The organism is Mycobacteroides sp. LB1 (assembly GCF_013449725.1).
Lineage (GTDB): Bacteria > Actinomycetota > Actinomycetes > Mycobacteriales > Mycobacteriaceae > Mycobacterium.
This window is the reverse complement of record NZ_JACCFF010000001.1, coordinates 2,192,608-2,208,975: the sequence shown is the minus strand read 5'-3', so window position 1 is coordinate 2,208,975 and position 16,368 is coordinate 2,192,608. Positions and strand designations below refer to the sequence as shown.

Annotated in this window: 13 protein-coding genes; 3 read left to right on the top strand and 10 right to left on the bottom strand. The window is 66.8% G+C overall.

Translation table 11 applies throughout. The features are described 5' to 3' along the window. Positions 1-90 precede the first annotated feature (90 nt). The 5 genes from MLB1_RS10585 to MLB1_RS10565 all read right to left on the bottom strand — a co-directional run bounded on the left by MLB1_RS10585 (position 91) and on the right by MLB1_RS10565 (position 8,454). Complete coding sequence (locus tag MLB1_RS10585; RefSeq protein WP_180749563.1) at positions 91-990, bottom strand: hypothetical protein; 900 nt, start codon at positions 988-990, stop codon at positions 91-93. A gap of 85 nt (positions 991-1,075) precedes the next feature. Next, the gene (gene sigM, locus MLB1_RS10580) at positions 1,076-1,660 is read right to left on the bottom strand and encodes an RNA polymerase sigma factor SigM (RefSeq protein ID WP_180749827.1); all 585 of its coding nucleotides are present in this window, start codon (positions 1,658-1,660) and stop codon (positions 1,076-1,078) included. A gap of 250 nt (positions 1,661-1,910) precedes the next feature. Next, the gene (murJ, locus tag MLB1_RS10575) at positions 1,911-5,300 is read right to left on the bottom strand and encodes a murein biosynthesis integral membrane protein MurJ (RefSeq protein WP_180749562.1); all 3,390 of its coding nucleotides are present in this window, start codon (positions 5,298-5,300) and stop codon (positions 1,911-1,913) included. Then, the gene (locus MLB1_RS10570) at positions 5,297-7,645 is read right to left on the bottom strand and encodes a DUF6049 family protein (RefSeq protein WP_255485646.1); all 2,349 of its coding nucleotides are present in this window, start codon (positions 7,643-7,645) and stop codon (positions 5,297-5,299) included. Before MLB1_RS10570 ends, murJ begins: the two co-directional genes overlap by 4 nt. Next, on the bottom strand, positions 7,642-8,454 hold the full coding sequence (locus MLB1_RS10565; RefSeq protein WP_358148949.1) for an NUDIX hydrolase: 813 nt from the start codon (positions 8,452-8,454) through the stop codon (positions 7,642-7,644). Before MLB1_RS10565 ends, MLB1_RS10570 begins: the two co-directional genes overlap by 4 nt. Before the next feature lie 62 nt (positions 8,455-8,516). Between MLB1_RS10565 and MLB1_RS10560 the strand changes: the two genes are divergently transcribed. Next, on the top strand, positions 8,517-9,956 hold the full coding sequence (locus MLB1_RS10560; protein WP_180749561.1) for a CCA tRNA nucleotidyltransferase: 1,440 nt from the start codon (positions 8,517-8,519) through the stop codon (positions 9,954-9,956). A gap of 22 nt (positions 9,957-9,978) precedes the next feature. Here the strand turns inward: MLB1_RS10560 and MLB1_RS10555 are convergent, their stop codons facing one another. Then, complete coding sequence (locus MLB1_RS10555) at positions 9,979-10,725, bottom strand: TSUP family transporter (protein WP_180749825.1); 747 nt, start codon at positions 10,723-10,725, stop codon at positions 9,979-9,981. A gap of 167 nt (positions 10,726-10,892) precedes the next feature. Between MLB1_RS10555 and MLB1_RS10550 the strand changes: the two genes are divergently transcribed. Next, the gene (locus MLB1_RS10550; RefSeq protein ID WP_180749560.1) at positions 10,893-11,441 is read left to right on the top strand and encodes a pullulanase; all 549 of its coding nucleotides are present in this window, start codon (positions 10,893-10,895) and stop codon (positions 11,439-11,441) included. Here MLB1_RS10550 and MLB1_RS10545 read toward each other — a convergent pair. The 3 genes from MLB1_RS10545 to MLB1_RS10535 are packed head-to-tail and all read right to left on the bottom strand — an operon-like array spanning position 11,409 to position 14,724. Next, positions 11,409-12,560, bottom strand: coding sequence for an acyltransferase (locus MLB1_RS10545; protein ID WP_180749824.1), 1,152 nt, complete (start codon positions 12,558-12,560; stop codon positions 11,409-11,411). The two genes, MLB1_RS10550 and MLB1_RS10545, sit on opposite strands and share 33 nt — an antisense overlap. A gap of 39 nt (positions 12,561-12,599) precedes the next feature. Next, positions 12,600-13,379, bottom strand: a complete 780-nt coding sequence (locus tag MLB1_RS10540; protein WP_180749559.1) for a TIGR03084 family metal-binding protein — start codon at positions 13,377-13,379, stop codon at positions 12,600-12,602. Then, complete coding sequence (locus MLB1_RS10535; protein WP_180749558.1) at positions 13,363-14,724, bottom strand: MFS transporter; 1,362 nt, start codon at positions 14,722-14,724, stop codon at positions 13,363-13,365. Before MLB1_RS10535 ends, MLB1_RS10540 begins: the two co-directional genes overlap by 17 nt. A gap of 143 nt (positions 14,725-14,867) precedes the next feature. Between MLB1_RS10535 and MLB1_RS10530 the strand changes: the two genes are divergently transcribed. After that, on the top strand, positions 14,868-15,494 hold the full coding sequence (locus tag MLB1_RS10530; protein WP_180749557.1) for a YqgE/AlgH family protein: 627 nt from the start codon (positions 14,868-14,870) through the stop codon (positions 15,492-15,494). A gap of 19 nt (positions 15,495-15,513) precedes the next feature. Here MLB1_RS10530 and MLB1_RS10525 read toward each other — a convergent pair whose 3' ends face one another. Beyond that, the gene (locus MLB1_RS10525) at positions 15,514-16,347 is read right to left on the bottom strand and encodes a DUF4393 domain-containing protein (protein WP_180749556.1); all 834 of its coding nucleotides are present in this window, start codon (positions 16,345-16,347) and stop codon (positions 15,514-15,516) included. Between the last annotated feature and the right edge of the window lie 21 nt (positions 16,348-16,368).

Below are 16,368 nucleotides of genomic sequence, written 5' to 3'. Positions count from 1 at the left end.
GATTCCCTCATCTGATGAGGTCATGCGAGTGCTGAAACAACAGCCTAGAGCGGGATGTTCCACGCGGGTGGGATGGGTGGTAGGCGCGGTCTAGCGGCCGGGCGTCGCGCCGAGGCGGGTCTGGGCCACCCGTTGAGGATCCGACTGGTTACATCCCGGCCGCACGGCTACCGCCAATAGTTCACCCGGCCGTTCGGCGGGCAGCACCATGAGCACCGCGGGGCCATCGATGTCGAGAGTCTGTGCGCCGAGGACCGGAGTCGATGCCTCGAAGCCGAGCCCGGCGAGGCAGGACGCACGTTTCGCGGCATCGGCAAGATCGCCGAACGCGGGGGTGCGGCCGACGAGTGCGGTGATCTCATTTCCTGAGATCGGGAAGGCTGTCACGCCCCGGGCACGCGTCGCGGGCAGGTTCGGCGCCACGGGGGCACCTGTCTGGGGGGCGGTCTGCTGAGACAGCGACGGACCCGCCACAGCGGCGGTGGTCTCGGAAACGCGTCGTTCGTTCTGTGCGATGAGGGTGACGGCGACGGCAGCGCAGGCTGCGGCCGCCAACCCTGCGGTGGAGTAGGCGATCCACCGACGCTTTGCCGCAGGGCGTCGGCGATGGTCCAGTGGGACCGAACCGGTGACGAGGTTGAGGCTGGGGTTGGCGGGGCGAACGGCGTTCGCAGCTACCGCGGGCAACGTGGACTTGGATGTCTCGGCGCGTAATGCGGCAACGATGTCGTCGACCACGGACCCGGGTACATCGGGTGCCGGGCTGTCCATCCACACCGCCAGATCGGCGCGCACTTGGTCGAGGGCGGCCAAGGTACTGCGCGCATCCCTATCTTGTTCTGCGCGTTGCCGAAGTATGTCGGTATCGCCGGCGTCGTAGACGCCGGCCTGTAGTTCGGCCAGGACCTCTAGTGACAGCGGCACCTCAGCGAGGTTCACCTTGTCGAGGTTACCTTCGCCATCGGGACCGTCCGGATTCTCGCTGACCATTTGAGTTCATTGTTCCCATATCCAGCTACCGTTCGCCACGCCCATGGCCCAATTCGTAGGCGGATCGTGACACGGTGGCACACGGCTAGTAGTCGATGGTTTCCGGTTCGACCGAGCCGGCCTTGTCGAGATAGTGCAGGGCGACCGCCAGGCGTGCGCGAGCACGCGCACAGCGGCTCTTCACCGTGCCCTCGGGGATGCCCAGCAGCTCAGCCGCGTCGGCAACGGAGTATCCCTGCATGTCGACCGCGATGACGGCGGCGCGCTGCTCGGGAGGCAGGCGCAGCAGGGCCTTCTGAATGACGATCGAGGTGTCGACGTGGGTCGAGGGGTCCTCGACGGCGTAGAGCTCATCTTCGAGTTCGATGGGGACGTGGGCCTTATTGCGACGCAGGCGATCCAGACAGGCGTTCACGACGATGCGGTACAGCCAGCTGGTGACGGCGGCGTCATTGCGGAAGTTGGCGGCCCCGCGGTGTGCCGACAGCATCGCCTCCTGGAGCGCATCGGCGGCATCCTCGGGGGTGCGGCTGGTAGCCCGGGCGAGTCGGTAGAGGCGGCGGTGGTGACGGCGGAACAGCTGTTCGAAAGCTGACGGATCGCCGGCGACGTGGGCAGCCAACAACTCGGCGTCCGAGTGTTGAGGTGCGGTGAGAACCCCCTGATCCATGCCCACACGCGCACAGTAATCAAAAATGTGGTGTGTCGTCGACCACGGGACGCCCCTGTAGCAAACTGTTATACAAGTTTCAACAATCGGTAACAGTGATACGCGTAACTGAACAACATGAACCGCAGTTCAACGGACAATTTCGAGGTTGCCATCGGGTTTCAACTACCGCGAAAAATATAGGGCTGTAATTGCGGGATCGATACCGAAGGCCTTTCGGTAATTGCTCGACTGGCAGACGACCGCGCAGCTAGGACGCCGTTGAGACGGTGATTTCGCTGATCTCCGCATGGTGATCACCGTTGGTGGAGCCCAGCTTGTTGATCCACACCAGCACATGAGAGACCTTTGAGCTGCTGGTGATGGGAATCGTTGTTTTGCCGGGCTGCAGCGTGGTGGTGGCGGAAATCTCCTTGGTGTCGTTGACGGAGGCCGGTGTGGCCGAGTCGGCAGACCGTATCTGCACTTGCGTTCCGACACTGTGCGATTCGATGGTGACGCTGCTCAGAGCGCTGGCGGACTGCAGATCGAGCAGCAGGCCCACCCCGGGTTTGAAGAGCGTCGGAAAGGGATCGGCGTCGGTGTAGGTATCGGTCGTCCACGACGTGGAGGCGTTGCCGTCCACCGCCATGCCCACCTTGCCCGGCTGATCCGCGTCGGGCCCTGGGGGGAACACGGTTGCCTGGGTGATCTTGGCAGGGCTACCCGCCGCCGCTGTGTCGCCGTTCGAGGACTGGGTCGGCAATCCGATCCCGATGTTGATCTTGTCGAGAGGCCCGACGTCTCCGAAGATCCGCGTGACCCAGACACCCAGCGCGATGCACAGGGTGATGACGAGGACCCCGACCACGCCGAGACCGATCAGGAAGATCTTGCGGTGGCGGGCCGCATCCTCCGGATCGTCCTCGTCTTCGGAATCCTCGGGCTCCTCGTCGTCGTCAGCTGCGTCCGCCGGACCCTGGAACCCGCGGGGGCGGCCGATGTCCAGCGCCTGCGTGGATGCCGCGGCCGCAGGTTCGAGCATGGTTGTGTGGTCGACGCTCGCGACGGCCGATTCCAATTCGTCGAGGAGGCCGGCGGCGGAAGCGGGGTCATCGCTCAACGCGCGTGCGGCCACATCGGAAATCGCTGCGGGGACGGTGGGCACGACGACCCGCGCCTCGACCGGTCGACCGTCCGGAGCCCGGCTGGCGGTGGCCAGCCCGCTGGGTTGGCCGGTCTCGGCCAGCGGCCAGCGGCGGGTGGTCAGCGCATACAGGGCGGCGCCCAGGCCGCGCACGTCCTCGTCCGCGCTCGCCGAGGACAGGGTGGCGGGGAACGCCAGCACGGCGTCCCCATCGATGCTGATGCGCACGCGGTCGGGGTGGTCGATGCTCAGCGCCGACCCGGCCTCGAAGGCCGCGTCAGCAGCCTCTGCCAAGGACCGGACCGCCCGGCTGGCACCAACGGCGGACGGTTGGGTGTCGGCGACCTCGCGCAGCGAACCGCCGCGGACCCATTGCGCGACAACGATGCCACCGGTTCCCTCGCGTACGGCATCCAGCACGCGGGCGAGGCCCGAAGATTCGATCTTGCTGAGCCGCAAGGTATTCGACAGGACTTCCTGCACCTGATCGGGGCTGAACACGGTTCCGTCGATGATGGTGAGAGCCACCGGTCGATTCAGCTGGGTATCGGTAGCCTGCCAGAAGTGCAGCCCTTCCGGGCCACCGTGCGATGTCAGCAGGCGGTAGCGACCGTCCGCGATGCGAGCACCGGGCATCACGGGTGTGGAGAGAGCACCCCCGGAAGGAGACTGGGTAGGAACAGGCCGGGTAGATGATCCGGGAGTGTCGGTCACGGCCCTGCCCTTCCTCGCGTCGGCACCGTCCCCGCGCGGTGGTTTGTTTGCGGTATCAGGGTACGGCAGGGATGGCGCCGGGGAGTTGGGCATGACCGAAGCGTGATCATTGGCGCCCGATCCCTGGCGACGACCCAGGAGGCGCTGCAACACAGAAACCACGCTAAGCGCCTCTGGCAGCTTGACCGCCACCATGAGCGCAAAGGTGACGCCGAGCATGACGATGCCGAGGATGGCCAGCCGCAGAATCGAGCCCAGGCCGCCGCCGCGCAGGGTGAGTAGATCTAGGCCGAATCCGCGGTCGATGGCCAGGCCGATGGCCGCCGCCGTCGCAGAGGCAGCCAGCGAGACCAGAACCGTACGGGCCACCTCCGGTGCGATGAGCGGCCCGGCGGTGCGTCCCATACTTCTGCGCAACAGCAGGTATCCACAGATGGCGCCCACCACCCAGCCGATGCCGTTGGCGGTGCCGAGATAACCGGCGACCATGCGCGGATCGTCGGTGAGGTGCGGTGCGATGACCGAGGCGACGATCTTCACCGTGGTGATCGCGATGATGATCAGCGTGGGCGTCCAGGCCTCGTGGCGCGCATAGAACACCCGGAGCTGTAGCAGTACAAGGGCGTACGGAATGAGAGTGAATGCCGACAGCGCGATGGATAGCCCCAGATAATGTGCGGAAGCGAGGCTGAAATTCCCGTAGGCGAATAGCGCGGGTCCCATCGCCGGACCGCCGACGGTCATCACCGCCACCACCGGAATCAGCACAGTCATCGTCAGCCGGGTGGCCAGAGACATGTCACCGAGTACGGCACCGATGTCCTCAGCGGCCGCGTTCCGACTGAGCCGGGGCATGATCGCGGTGAGAATGGTGACGCCGACCACCCCGTATGGCAGCTGCAGGATCATCCAGGTCTGGTTGTAGATGATGGGGCCGGAATCGGCTGCGCCGGCGGCAATCCGGTTCGTGATAACGAACCCCAGCTGGCTGATGGCCACATACGCGAACATGGCAGCGGCCATACCGGCGAACTGTTTGAGGCGGTCGTCGAGCCCCCACAGTGGCCGCAGGGGGATCTGTTGGCGCCGGACCGCGGGCACCAGCACCGCGGCCTGCGCCACCACACCGAGCGTGGTGCCGATGCCCAGCACCAGGAGTTTGGGATCGCTCAACCGCGTCGGGTCGAGGGTGAGCTCGCCGGGCATCAGCCAGAACAGGATCAAGGTGACGATCGCGACGACGTTGTTCCACACCGGAGCCCACGCTGGTGGACCAAATACATTGCGGGTATTGAGGATCGCCATGAACACCGAGGACAGCCCGTAGAAGAAGATCTGCGGGAGAAGTAAATACGCCAGCGCGGTGGTCAACGGCGTGCTGACCTTCGGGTCGCTACCGAGCATGAGTGAGGCGAGCAGCGGTGCGGCCAGGACCGACAGCGTCGTCGTGACCAACAGCAGCGTCGTCACGATGGTCAGCAGCTTGCGGACGAAGGCCTGTCCGCCGTCGGCATCCTCCCGTTCCGCGCGGGTGAGCACCGGGATGAATATGGCGGTGAAGGTGGCCTCGAGCACCAGTGCGGCAATGATGTTCGGCAGCTGGTTGGCGGTCGAGAACGCGCTGGCGGATGCGGCGCCGAGGGCGGCCGTGATCAACAGCAGTTTGATAAATCCGGTGACGCGGCTGACCAGGGTCGCCACTGCCATGGAGCCGGAATGCGCGACGACCGCTGCGTCGGACAGCTCGTCGATCGTGTCGTCGGATTCGGGATCGGGCAACGGGTCGAGCGGCTCTCTCACGGGTGCCGCGATTCATCAGGGCCCGTCGCTCTTCGCGCCAGCTGGGGGTCCCTCCCGCTTGCGGGGGCCTCATCACCCCGGTCGAGGTCTGCGCGGTCGGGCTGACCGCGGAACCGGTGCCACAGACGCCGGCCCGTCAACGCGAAGAGCACCGTGGCGGCACTGATGGTGATGAAGAACAGCAGCTTGCCGTACGCGTTGGAGTGCACCGAGAGACGCACGGGATCGCCCAAGGGCAGGCCGTCGGGCGTGTGCAGCGTCACGTCGACAGCCATGCGCTGTGACACGTTGACCTCCACGGGGACCTTCACCGGCAGGTACCCGGGCGGAATCTCTTGTACACCAACATCGGTCGCGCTCATGCCGGCCGGCGTTTCGGCGCGAAGGGTGACCCTGATCGGCACCGGAAGTTCGTTGCGCAGCACCAACGGCAGCGGGCTGTGCTCGGTGGCCAGTGTGTAGGAACCACCCGGATTGACGACGGTGACGGCATTGAACAGATCACTGACCGTGTGGCGGATGGCCGCGAGCCGTTCCCGGGCGGTGTCGTCACGCGCATCCGACGGCACGCTCTGGCTCACGGCCCGCAGGGCGTCCTGACGCAGCGGATCGGTGTACTGGGTGCCCGTGAGTCCGGTGCGGGCGTCCACGGTCAGCGCTGCGGTGAGTCCCCACAGTCGGCGGACCTCGTCACCCAGCTGCTGTGACACCCAATCATCCACGCTGCCGGACGAAGCCACCCCATACGCGGTGTCCACCGGATTGGCCTGGGCGCCCGCGCGGTCCTCGCCGATGACCGTTGGCAGCGGACGCGGTATTGCGAGTCCGGCGTGCAGGAGGGTGGATGCGGCAGACAGGATCGCGCGGGCCTCGCCATCGGACAGATCCCAGGTGGCCGCAGGCAGGAGGATCGTCTGGCGGGGGGTCTCCTGGGGGGTGAGCGCCTGCCAGGCCATCGCCCCGAGCGCATCCTGCATTCGCGCGACACGCGAATCGTGTTGCAGCGCAAACCGGAGCGACTGGGGCACGTATTCGGGGGTGGTCGGCGCGCGACCGGCCGCGCTGAGCGCGGCGCCCACCGACGGGTCGAAGGGTGCCGCCACGACGGTGTCGGATACCCGGCGAGGGGTGAAATCGGGCGGTGTCTCCTGGTCCGAGGGCAGGGCGGACACGGCGACGGTGGGCCCTTGTCCGGTGAGCAGGTCGATGCTTGCATTCGAAAGGTGGCCGTCCCCAAGGAGGGTGGCGCCGCGCAGGCTTCCGATTCCCAGGATCTGGTCGAGGACATCCGCTGCGGCGGTGGTGGCCTGATGGGACAGGCCCTCGTCGGCCATTTGTGCGACCGCATCGAGGCTGGCCTGGGCGTAGGGCAGCGGTGTGACACACGTGCGTTTTGCCAGTGCGCGCAGCCGGTCGAGCCACCCGGCGGCAAGCCCCTGTCCGGTACCGGGATGTACGGGACCGGTGGGATCGGCCGAATTGTCGAGAACCTGGTAGCCGAGCGTCATTTCGTTCACGGTCACCAGCAGATCGGGGTCGATCGCCATGCAGACCGTGCGGCCCAGATCTCCCTTGGGGTCGACGGCAGCGTCGGTGGCGAACTCCAGGGCGCCCAGCAGCGCGTCCAACCGACCTCCGGGGGAAAGGGACCGCTCAAGCTGATCGTCCAGCAGCCGCACCGGTGTGGGGCCGCCGGGCTGGCCGGGCGCGAGCCGGGGACGGTCGGCCAGGGGCCACAGCAGTGTGAGGCCTACCGGGCGAGAGGTATCGGGGGCGACCTCCGGTTCGGGGGACTCACCGGCCGGTGGCGAAACCCCGAGAATCGGTAGCAGGAAACGCGCGTCGTCGAGCCGCGCGGCGGCCCCGTAATCCGGGGTGCCGTTGACGTTCACGAGGGCGGGATATACCCCGGGTTTGTCGATGTTCCAGGTGGGTCCGGTACCCCCGCGCAGCGGGAAGGCGAGTGTGAAGGGACGCTGCTGCCCCTGTTCGAGAGTCCCTGCGACGGTGACGAATTCGCCGACGGGGCGGAACTGGTCGTGGCGGCCGTGCAGATTCGCGCGCAGCTCGGCACGGGTGGCGACGGCGTCGGCGCGTTCCAGCCGGACCACCACGTCGGTGACGGGGCGATCGCCGACATTGGCCACTGTGCCCCGCACCGTCACCGTCGGATCGGCGGTCGTGACGGTTTGTGGTGTCACTTCGTCGATGAGGACCTTGAGGAATTGCCCGTCGCGGTAGGCATGGGCGCGTGGCGTCGACCAGGGAGTGCCGAGCAGGACAAGCGCGAGGACGGCAAGCACCGCTGTCACGCGCGTGGCGCTGCGAGGGGTGAGTCGTCTCATTGTTGTGGTCCGCGGCCGGTACGCCGGCCGGGTGTCCTGTGCGTGCTGGAGTGCGTTTGAGGACGGCGCCTCGGCGAGGATTGGGGCAGGGGTGGCAGGGACGCGGGGCCCCCGGAGTGCAGTTTGTCGATGAGGTCTCCGGCCACCTCGGCCAGACGTCGTTCGTCGGCGTATGCCAGGCGGGTGGGCAGCTCGTCGAGAGGAACCCAGGCGACCTCGGTGACTTCGACATCGTCATCGGACAGCTCGCCGCCCAGGGAGCGCATTAAGTAGTGGTGCACGGTCTTGTGTACGCGGCGGCCCTCGGTGACGAACCAGTAGTCGATGCTGCCGAGTGCGGCCAGCACGCTGCCGCGGATTCCGGTCTCCTCGGCCACCTCGCGGATGGCAGTTTGCTCGGCTGTCTCGCCCTGTTCGATATGGCCCTTGGGCAGCGACCACAGCATCCGGCCGCGGCGGTCGGTCCGTCCGATCAGGGCGGCGACCTGGTCGTTCTTGGGGCCGTCGATCCCGGCGATCACCAGACCGCCCGCCGAGGTTTCGCGGACAGTACGCAGCGAGGTTCCCGCGGTGCCGCCCTTCGCCCGCCCGCGCCCACGACCTTTTCCGTCGGAGCCCTTGGCCCCGCTGGTTCCATGAGCCCCGCCAGCTGTAGGGGAGGGCGTCGGAGTGGGGGCGCCTTGCGCCCGGCCCTGTGCGCGACCCTGCGATCGGTTGCGCCGACCGCGGCGCGACCCCCTGCCGCGCGCTGAGCCGTTGGGCTCGTCCGACGACCCACCCGTGCGGGAACCGCCGGAGGAGTCAGACACCCATGTGATGGTAGTTCCCGCTACTGAGAGCCCTCGCGATACGCGCCGGTAGGCTGCCCGACGTGCCCGAATCGATACCGACCGCCGAGCTGTTGGCCACCGCCCTGGTGACCCTGAACCGGCACAAGAAGATGCTGTCGGAGTTGGGGGCACTCTTCGATTCGGCGGGTTTCAGCCTGTACCTGGTGGGCGGGAGTGTTCGTGACGCCGTCCTGGGCAGGGCAGGCACCGATCTGGACTTCACCACGGATGCCCGCCCCGAGCAGGTGCAGGAACTGGTGACGGGTTGGGCCGAGGCCATCTGGGACACCGGCATCGCTTTCGGCACCATCGGGGTGGCGCGCAAGGGGCAGCGGGTGGAGATCACCACGTTCCGCAGCGACAGCTATGACCAGCAGACGCGGAACCCAGAGGTGGTGTTCGGCGACAGCCTCCGCGGCGATCTGGTGCGCCGGGACTTCACCGTGAACGCGATGGCGGTCAAGATCGGGCCGGACGGACCCGGGGAGTTCTGCGATCCGCTGGACGGTTTGGAGGCGCTGCGTACGGGGGTACTGGATACCCCGTCGGCTCCCGAGATCTCCTTTGGTGACGACCCGCTGCGGATGCTGCGGGCGGCCCGGTTCGTCTCTCAGCTTGGTTTCGCGGTGGCGCCGCGGGTGGGTAAGGCGCTGACCGAGATGGCCGATCAGTTGGGTCGGATCACCGCTGAACGGGTACAGGCCGAACTGGACAAGTTGATCCTGGGCGCGCATCCGGTCGCCGGAATCGATCTGCTGGTGGAGAGCGGGCTCGGTGCGGTGGTGCTGCCTGAGGTCGGTGAGATGCAGTTGACCATCGATGAGCATCACCAGCACAAGGACGTGTATCGACACTCGCTGACGGTGCTGGAACAGTCAGTGGATCTTGAGGACGATGGCCCCGATCTGGTGCTGCGGTGGGCGGCGCTCCTGCACGACATCGGTAAGCCGGCCACCCGCCGGCACGAGGACGGCGGTGGCGTGAGCTTTCACCATCACGAGGTCGTCGGCGCCAAGATGGTGCGTAAGCGGATGCGTGCGCTCAAGTACTCCAAGCAGATGGTCGAAGACGTCTCGCAGCTGGTGTATCTGCATCTGCGGTTCCACGGGTACGGGGACGGCAAGTGGACCGATTCGGCGGTGCGCCGGTACGTCACCGATGCCGGGCCGTTGTTGCCGCGATTGCACAAGCTGGTGCGCGCTGACTGCACCACGCGCAATAAGCGACGCGCGGCCCGGCTGCAGGCCAACTACGACGGGCTGGAGCAGCGCGTCGCCGAGCTGGCGGCCATGGAGGATCTGGCGCGGGTGCGGCCCGATCTCGACGGTAACGCGATCATGGAGCTGTTGGGTGTGCCGGCCGGGCCGATTGTCGGGGAGGCGTGGCGGTTCTTGAAGGAGCTCCGGCTGGAGCGGGGTCCGCTCGATCATGACGAGGCGGTCGAGGCTCTGCGCGAGTGGTGGGCGGGTCGCAGCGGCTAGCCCCGCTTGCTCGTGTGTCCGGTCAGCCGAGCATGTCGTAGCCCAGCTTGCCCACCATCACCACGACGACCACCAGCAGCACCACGCGGACAAATCCGGCTCCGCGCCCAAGTGCCATGTGTGCGCCAAGCTGGGCACCCGCGATGTTCGCGAGGCCGAGGGCCAGCCCGAGCAGCCACAGCACGTGCCCCTGGGACGCGAAGACGATGAGCGCCCCGACATTGGTTCCCGAGTTGAGCACCTTCGCGGTGGCCGAGCTCTCCAGGAACGTCATCCCCGCGACGGCGGTCAACACGATGATCATGAATGTCCCGGTGCCCGGGCCCATGATGCCGTCGTAGAACGCAATGAGGACGGCGGCAGTGGTGAGTGCGGTCAGGGTGGCGGCCTTGGTACGGGGGGTGTCGGCCTCCGTGGTTCCGAATTGGGGACGCGTCGCGACGAACAGTCCCACGGCCACCAGCAGGACGAGCACCACGGGCTTGAAGACGGATGCCGGTAGCCGCGAGGCGGTGTAGGCGCCGGCACTGGCGAAGGCCGCCGCGAGGACGAAGGCGCCGAGCAGCGGACGCCAGTTCAGGGGCGTCTGTGGGAAGAGCCGAATAGCGGCCGATGCGGTACCCGCCAGCGCGGTGAGTTTGTTGGTTCCGAGTGCGGTGGCGGGAGCCATCCCGGGGAAGATGAGCATCAGTATCGGGATGAGGATGAGCCCGCCCCCACCCACCACTGCGTCGACCCAGCCGGCGGCGGACGCGGCGGTGAGAAGCAGCGCGAGGGTAGGGGCGTCCACGGGGTCAGAGATTACGGATGGAACCAAACAGCTGCAGTTCCCCTCCCACGTATGTGAACCGAAATCAGCGCACGTTCTGTCTCCGCGGTTATCCACATGCCCGAAGACGACGGAACCGCCGCGCAGGCGGGGCGCTCATATCAGGTATGGACTACTGCTTTGGTGCGGGCGACGGCATCGTCACCGCGTGGGATGCGCCACCCAACGCTGACCTGGACGGTGACGGGGTACTGGATGCGGTGCGGCTGGATTTCGACGGTGACGGGGTGTTCGACGACATGATGTGGGACGCCGACGGCGACGGATCGGCCGATCACAGCGTCCTCGATGTGGACAACGATGGCACGCCCGAGACCTACTTCACCGATGATGGTCTGGGCACCTGGGTGTTTCACGTGGAACGAAGCGGATCGATCAGTTGGTTCGGCCTTGACGGGATCGAACACCCCGGCGGCGCAGCCGATCTCGACGGAGACGGGACACCCGAGCGGCTGCTCGATATGGATGGCGACGGTGATGCCGAAAGAGCCTACCGTACAACCGATTCCGGTGTGGCTGTGTACGTCGACACGACTGGCGACGGCCGCTGGGATGTCGAGCTCACCGATACCAACGGGGACGGAGCCGCCGACGCGTCGCGACCCCTCGGACCACCGCGGCCGTCAGCCGAGGATCCGGTCGAAGGATCGCCCTAGCGCACCTGTCCATGCGAGCGTGGGGTCGGACTCGTCCGCCACCCATGTGGGATGGTCGAGACTGAGCCGTCCCTCGCAGGTGGTGATGAAGAAAGTCGGCGGAGCCACCGCGGCCCGACTGGTGCGTGAACCGCTTGCGGAGGCGCGAAAGTCGTGAATCTGCACGCCCTCCGGCAGACGCAGAGTGGGAATACGCCCCCAGTTGGTGACCATAAGAGGATTCGTGACGGGTTGCCGCCAGATGTCCCGTGGTCGCAGAAAGACCTGATGCACGGCGCGTTGGGAAAGGCCATCTGCGAGGGAGCCCAGGACCGCACGTCCGATGCGCACAGGGTCATCCTCCGGCAGTACCTCGATCGCTGCGGTGTCCGCGCCTTGGATGACGGTGCCGGCCTCGGCGGCGATGGGCGGTCCGATTCGCGTGCGCAGGTCCACCGAGGACACCACGCTGAACGGCACGGGGCCGCCCGAGCATGAAAGATCGTGCGCGGCAAGCAGGATCGCGGCACAGACGATTCCATGCACGGTGAGGCCGGACGCGCGTGCGACCTCGAACAAATGGGCGGTGGCATCCCGTCCCAGCCGGGTGCGTCCGTGCCGCATCAGGACGGCCGCGGTGGCCTCCGAAGCGGGCTCCGGTGGCGTCGTCTGGTCAGGCCGCGGAATGTCGACCCCGCGGGCGGCGAGGAACTGCTCCAGCGACATGGCCAGTGGATGCGAAGGGGTGGTCCCGGGTGAGCCCGTCTCGACCACGTGGGTGTAGAACGCGCACAACGCCTCCAGATACCGCAGCGAGGCGGCGGCGTCGGCGATGCTGTGGTGCGTCAGCAAGGTCAGCCGAAAGTCACTGCCGTGCTGGGCCACATCGACGGCGCATACCGCGTCGGGGTCGACGACGGCGAAGCCCTCCGGTGGTAGGGCGGTGGATGTTCCCACCCGCAGCGCGGGCGTGCGGGGAGCGTGCTGCAACGCGTATCCGTTTCCGGCGGGAATGATCTCGGCGGCCAGCACAGGATGGCTCGTCAACAGCGCGTGGAAGGCGGTTGCCAGGGCTGCGATATCGAGCGCACCGGTTCCGAATGCCGAATACGCGACAGTGCTGCGGTTATCCGCGAACATCGCCTCCGAGGGGTAGAGCCGGCGATGGAACACCGAAAACTATCCGCGACCAGAACCCGGAGGTCCGGCGAATGCCTGTCCAATGGACAGCCATTTCTCGGCGTCCTCGCCGATGGCCTGTAGATCCAGCTCGGCCCGCGGACGCCGTTGGGTCACCAGGTAGCAGAAGTCGAGGGCCGAACCGGTGACCCGCTGGGCCGCGTCCTCGGGGCCCCAGATCCACGCATCGCCCTCGGGGCCGATCAGCTCGACCCGGAACGGTTCGGCGGGAGCAGGCAGTCCATGCACCGAGAACGCATAGTTTTGGGTCCGAACACCAAGATGGGCAATGGATTTGAGGCGAGCGGTCGGTACGGTTGTCACCCCGAGCGCATCCGCGACGTCAAGGCCGTGCGCCCATGTCTCCATCAAGCGTGCGGTACCCATGGAAGCCGAGCTCATCGGCGGCCCGTACCAGGGGATCTTCACACCGTCCGGCACCGCGCGCAGCGCCGCATGCAGTTGGTTTCGAGTATCGCGCCAGTGGATGAGTAGTTCGGCGGGCGGAGTCTGTGCGGTTTCCTCGGCGGCCTTGTCCACGAATCCAAGTGGGTCGGCCAGCGCCTTGGGCAGCTCGTTGGCGAAGCCATCCGGATCGGTGACGGCCAGCAGCGACTGGGCATCGGTCCAATGCAGATGGGCGATTTGGTGGGCGATGGTCCAGCCCGCCGCGGGAGTGTCCTGGGCCCAGCCTTGTTCGGACAGCGGTGCCACCAGGGCATCGAGCCCATCGCTCTCGTCGCGCAGGTCGTCGATGACTGCGTCAGCGGTCGAGGTCACGGGTTGGTCCTTCCGGGTCGGGCTGGGTGGGCAGAGACTCAGGGTCGGGCTGGGTGGGCAGAGCTTCTGTGTCGGGCTGGTCCGGAGTGGGCCAAAGGGTCCGGGTCATATGCACGAGCAGGCCGATCAAGTAGACCACTGCTCCGGAGAGGGCCAGCCAGTGCGCATGCGTGATGAAGGCGGCGCTCACGCTCATCGCGGCGGTGAACGTCACCCAGAACAGCGAATCCTGTACGGCGAAAACGTGTCCGCGGAGGGCATCGTCGACGTTGGTCTGCATCCCGACATCGGCGGACAGCTTGATCACCTGCCCCGCCATTCCCAGACCGAACGCGGCACCCAGCAGGATTGGCATGTACAAACCCGAGGCCAACAGCTGCAGGACGACCGCACCGCCGAGCGCCATCCCGAGGGTGCGCCCGCGGCCGTACCGCCGCAGCAGGGCGGGGGTAGAGATCGTCCCCAGGAACGAGCCGATGCCGGTGCACGCCAGGAACAATGCCGCCGCGCCGATCCCGGCGAACACCGACTCGGTATTGCGTACCAGGACGAGCACCAGCAGGGTGTTGATCCCGAACACCCATCGGTGTGCGGCGAGGCCGATGAGTGCATCGAACACCGACGGTGTGTTGACGATGGTCCGCGCTCCATGGATCCATCCGGTGGCCACCGCATAGAAGGCCGAGCCGTGTACGGCGCGCGCCGTGTCATCGGGGCCCAACCGGTCGCCGGAAAATCCGGAGGCGACCCACGCCGCCGCCGTCGCAGGCACGATCACCAGGAAAATGACTGTGGCAGAGCCCAAGTCTCCGGCGCCGAAGGCAGCCCGCAGCATCAGCATGAAATTGGCGCCGACAAAGGTGGCGCTGGCGCCGACGGCGGTGGCCACCGAGTTCATGGTCGCGACCTGATCCCGCGGCACCACATGGGGGAGTGCCGCAGACAGACCCGATGTCACGAATCGGGTGACTCCGTTGACGATCAGCGCGCCCAGCAGCAGCACCACATCGTCGGCGCTGAAGGCCAGTTCGATGCCGACGAGCGCCACCAGCAGCACGCGAATCAGGTTGGCGACGATCAGGACGGTGCGCCGGTCCCAGCGGTCCAGTAGCGCACCTGCGAACGGACCGATCGCCGAGTACGGCAGGAACAGCACCGCGAACGCCCCGGCGATCGCCCAGGGCTCGGCCTCACGCTCCGGGTTGAACAACAGCGCACCGGCAAGCCCGGCCTGGAAAAGGCCGTCACTGAACTGGGTGAGCAGCCGCACCCACACGAGCCGCCCGAAGTCGGGGAGATCGTGGATCGCGCGCCACAGACTCAGCGGCGAGTGGCGCGGAGTCATGTGAGTCGCTTTCGTGGTGTCGGCTGGGGCATCTAGGGAATTGGCGATAGGAATTAGGCAGAGTACTTAACGCCCACACTACAAATGTGTAGCGGTTAGCCGAGCACAAGTCATGAAACGGCAAACGGTGTCATGATGTTGAGGTGGCGCATGGGGACGAGCCCGATGAGGGCGAGGCATACAGCGAGGGGTACATGGCGCCCCCCGCACATCGCCTGCGCGCGGGTACCTTGCTGATCGCCAATACCAATCTCTTCGAGCCGACCTTTCGGCGCAGCGTGATCTTCATCGTCGAGCACAATGACGGCGGCACGCTGGGCGTGGTGCTCAACCGGGCCAGCGAGACGGCGGTGTACAACGTACTGCCACAGTGGGCCAAGCTCGCCAGCAAGCCCAAGACGATGTTCATCGGCGGTCCGGTCAAGCGGGATGCGGCGCTCTGTCTGGCGACGCTCCGGGCCGGAGTCAGCATTGACGGCGTGAAGGGTCTGCGTCATGTGGCGGGCCGCATGGCCATGGTCGATCTTGATGCCGAGCCCGAGGATATCGCCCCGCTGGTCGAGGGCATCCGGGTCTTCGCCGGCTACTCGGGTTGGACGATCGGTCAGCTGGAGGGTGAGGTCGAGCGCGACGACTGGATCGTGTTGTCGGCGCTCCCGTCCGATGTGCTCACCGATGCGTGTGCCGACCTATGGGCCAAGGTGCTGCGGCGGCAGCCGCTGCCTTTGTCGTTGTTGGCGACGCACCCCATCGACGTCAGCCGCAACTGACCCTTACGCGCCGCGTGACCTAGAGATCGTCGCCCACCGATGGATCCGGTGGGATGACGGCCCGGCAGAAGTCCTCACCGAACGGCGTCAGGTGGACGCTGCGGCGGACGGTCTTGTGTGCGCGGCCCGCGCGTCGGCAGGCCGCGACGACATCCGGTTGCACCTCCAACACCTGATAGCGCTCGGCCGCAACCGCTTCCGTCGATGCGCGGACCAGGCCGAGCCGCACGAGATTATTGGTGTACGCGTTGTTGCGGTCGGTGTAGCGGCAGCCGGATCGTTCGGCCACCATCGATAGGCCCTCGGCGATCATCTCCGAGCCGACGTCGAACGGACGGCTGGTGCGCACGTCCACCACCGGTTGCGCGCCGTGCGCGGCAAGGAACCGCAGAATGCGCGCCTCATCGGGTGCCAGCTGATTGAGAATCCGGGCATAGGCGGGATGGGTGTCCTCGACGTCACTGACATCTGCTGAACGCCGCAGCAATTCGGCTCCGCGCCGCCGCAATTCATCACAGTCGGGGGAGCCCGATTCGGTGATGTCGATGGTGACCCGTGACGGGGTGGGTTGTTGCGGTTTGACGAACGAGAGCCCGCTCGAATCGGATGGCAGCTGCAGCGCATCGCGAACGGCTCCCAGGACGTGCTCGGTGGCCGACAGCGCGATATCGGAGGCCGACCGCCCGGCACGCACATCGTCGATGATCTTGGTGCCCGTGGTGGTGGCGATATCTGCCGACCACTTCACGCCGCGCCACCAGGTTTTCGCGGCCAGCATGGCGACGCCCTGGACTACGCGATCTGGCCGTACCTGGCGATTGTTGTGCGCGGGGACGGGCGTGTTATCGGTCATCGGGCATCATCTTGTCAGGTC